This window comes from Ilumatobacter sp. (assembly GCF_041688325.1).
Taxonomy (GTDB): Bacteria; Actinomycetota; Acidimicrobiia; order Acidimicrobiales; family Ilumatobacteraceae; genus Ilumatobacter_A.
The window spans coordinates 1-3060 of sequence record NZ_JBDNIJ010000191.1 but is presented as its reverse complement, the minus strand read 5'-3'; the positions used below and the strand labels follow the sequence as shown (position 1 = coordinate 3060).

Annotated in this window: 2 protein-coding genes; both read right to left on the bottom strand. The window is 62.2% G+C overall.

Annotated features, from left to right (window positions below; translation table 11 throughout):
* Window positions 1-207: 207 nt before the first annotated feature.
* Complete coding sequence (locus ACH2EI_RS11755) at window positions 208-2859, bottom strand: phage/plasmid primase, P4 family (protein ID WP_395160134.1); 2652 nt, start codon at window positions 2857-2859, stop codon at window positions 208-210.
* Window positions 2856-3060: hypothetical protein (locus ACH2EI_RS11750; RefSeq protein WP_395160132.1), on the bottom strand; the 205-nt coding region annotated here is incomplete at its 5' end. The genes ACH2EI_RS11750 and ACH2EI_RS11755, both read right to left, overlap by 4 nt.

Sequence of the window (3060 nt, the reverse complement as noted above, 5' to 3'; positions counted from 1 at the left end):
GGATTCGGGTGCTCCTGGGCGTCGGTTTCTGGGTTGATGGCGTGGAAAGCGGGCTCGCAGCGATAAAGGCTGTCAGTGCTCTGAGCAGGGGTTTTGCCGGAAAAGTGTCAACGGGTGTCGACGGTTCCGGTTGGTTCTGTGTGAGAGCAGTTCTGTGGGTTAACCGGAAAGGTCGACACCCGTTGACACTTTTCACGTTTTGGGCACTCATGTTGTGGCCCCTACGCCGCGCCAGAACCGTCCTCGGGAGCCTGAGCGGGCGCTGGTGACACCCTTCTCCTTGAGTGCAAGGACGACGCGTTGGTAGTGGGCCTTTTCGGGCTCGCTCGATCCGCTGGCCGCGAACCATTCGCCGTGAATGATGAGCAGATCGCCGGTGGACAGTTCGAGCTTCGGGTCGATGGTCAGGCCGGATTCGGTGAGGAACCCGGCCACGGTGTCGGACTCGCCTCGGTAGCTCTGTGTGGCGTCTGCAACGATCGCAGGGATGCTGAGCCCGCCTTCGCGGTAGTCGGCGAGTCCGTCGACCATCCAGCGCAGTACGCCTGATCCTTCTTCGGCCACGATCCGGCGCGCGAGGTCCGGATCACGTTCGCTTCGGGGCACTTGCACGTCGAACGGGATCAGCAAGACGCGCCGCCAAATCCCGTCGTCGGTTCCTTCAATCGACGGCCGATGGTTGGCGTGCAGCCACAACAGATGCGACGGTTCGAACTCCCAATGATCTTCACGCATTCGGCGCGCTTTGATCTTGTCGTCGCCGGTTAGTTCTTTGACTTGTGCCTCGTTGAGCTTCGCGCCGGCCGGTAGTTCGCCTGAGTGAGCGAACCGGCGTCGGAATAGATCGGCCTTAGCGGTCGGGTGGGCGTCGTGCTTCATCGCGAGCAGAAGATCGCGTGACGCAACGATCGAGTAGTCGCCTAACACTTTGGCCATCACGCCGGTCATCGTGGATTTACCGTTCGCGCCCCCGCCGAGCAAGATCGGCAGGACGTGTTCGGGTTGGGCACCGAGTAACGCGAGGCCGGCGAGACGTTGCACGAAGCGCCGTACAGCCGGGTCTGGCAGCACGGTGGCTAGGAACCGGTCCCACGTTTCTGCGGTCGCCTCAGGGTCATACGCAACGGCTGTGACCATTGTGAGCAGGTCCGTCGAGTTGTGTGCATGGAGCTCGCTTGTGTGCAGGTCGACGGTTCCGTTCTTGACGTTCAGCAGCCACGGGTCAGCGTCGAGTGATTCATGGTCGATCGCTACACCTGGGACCGATGAAGCGACTTGCAGGGTGGCGCTAATTCCGGCTGCTGACTCGGCTCGGCTGACAGCTCGGATCAACGATTTGCGGGCGTTGTCGTCTTGGTACACCTTGTCGATTTGGCCGATCAGGGTTCGCCCGATGCCGGTGGCAAAGTGTGCGGCGAACGTGTCGGCGTGATCGAGTTTCCAGCGGGCTCCGTCGTAGACAAGCCATCGTCGCCACATTGGCACGAAGCGCAGCAGCGAGCCGTGGGCGGTGAGTAGTCGGGCCGCGTTTCCGGCGTCTGTGTAACGGAACCCGTCGACTCCGGCCATTGGCGCGTTGTGTGACGATGACGGGATCGTGAGTCCTGTTGCGTTCGTCGAGCTCGGCTGTTCGTCGCCCCGGTCGTCGATGTCGTTGAACTCGAGCCCGGTGGTGGAGATGTTCGACCGGTTGCTGTTCATTTGTTGCCGTACGGCTCGGCCGGCCGCTGTTGCGTCACCGCCGTATTCGAGCGCGACGAACGCGTCCCATTTTGACAGTGAGCGGCATACCGGGTCGCCGTCGCCAGGTTTGCCGACCGTGTAGAGCTTGGCGGGTCCGTTCGGGGTGAACAGATTCAAGAACTGGCCGCCGTGGATGTCGGTGTGTACGCGTCCTGACGTGCCGCCAACTTTGCCTGGTCGCGTCACGTCGATGCCTTCGTTCCCGAGGTTGTCGCCGATGATGAATCCGTGACGCTCGAGTAGGGCTGTGAACGTCACACCGTCACCGTCTCGACGGATGAAGGCGGCCGGTGATTCTTCCGTCTGAGAGTGCTTTGAGACGCTCTGTGTGGCCGCTGGGGGCGCTACGCGTTCACGCTCGGCTGTCGGTGCCGGGGCGGCCTGCTTGAACGTCTCAGGCGAGTGCTCGGTGCCTGTCGATTCGAGCACCTTCACCATTACCGGTTCGCAGTCGGGTTTCATATTCCAGGTGCCGGGGACGCGGAGCACGGATGCCCGGTCGGTGACTCGGTCGGGTGACGTGATGCCAGCGGCGACCAACATCGACTTGAGCCGTTTCGCTGTCTCGTCCCATTCGGCGTGATCGACAGCACGGTCAAGCTTCCAGTAGACCTGCAGGCCGTGACCAGAGTCGATGACGTGCGTCGGCATCGGCTTGAATGATTCGGTGACTGCGCGCACCACGGCCTCGGTCGGCAACTTGTTCGAGTCGGCGTGGGCGTCGGCGTGCTTCCAGTCAAGGTCAGCGAACAGCCATCGCAGCGAGCGTGACACGTCGCCTTTCTTGCCTCGGCTGCCGTCTTCGAGTTTGATGGCGAGCGGAAGTGCACCATGCCAAACGCATGCGCGCTGCTCGAAGCTGACGGCGTGCTCGAGGAGCGCCTCGGGCGAATCGAACGCGCCGTGCGTGACGAAGTCAACGGTTCCGGTCATGCGGTAATTGAGTGAGTGCGGCCCGTCTTCCCATATGTCAACGATGAACTCGAGGTCGATGTTCGGTGCCGACTCGTCGTCGAGCACGTCGTCGTCGCTGCTGGTGAACGGATTCCAGATCGGTGGCGCTGCGTCGATGTTGGGATCACCGAAAATTGGGTCGTTGGCTTCGAGCGCGCTCATGCCGCTACCTCGTTTTCACGGAGGCGGAGCGGACTGCATGACCAGGAGCAGCGGCCCGGTTCGGCGCTGCAGGCGAGCGGGCATACCGTTTCACGGGCAATGAAGACTCTCGGATCAGGAAGCTTGACGATGCTGTTATCGTTCTTCTTGTTCCGATCTGCCCGATCGTTTGCTTCGCCTCCGGTTTCGCCGGGGGCGGCG

What these genes read in the sequence shown, in the direction of transcription:
- ACH2EI_RS11755 (WP_395160134.1), bottom strand. Translation starts at nt 2,859, where the DNA reads ATGAGCGCGCTCGAAGCCAACGACCCAATTTTCGGTGATCCCAACATC.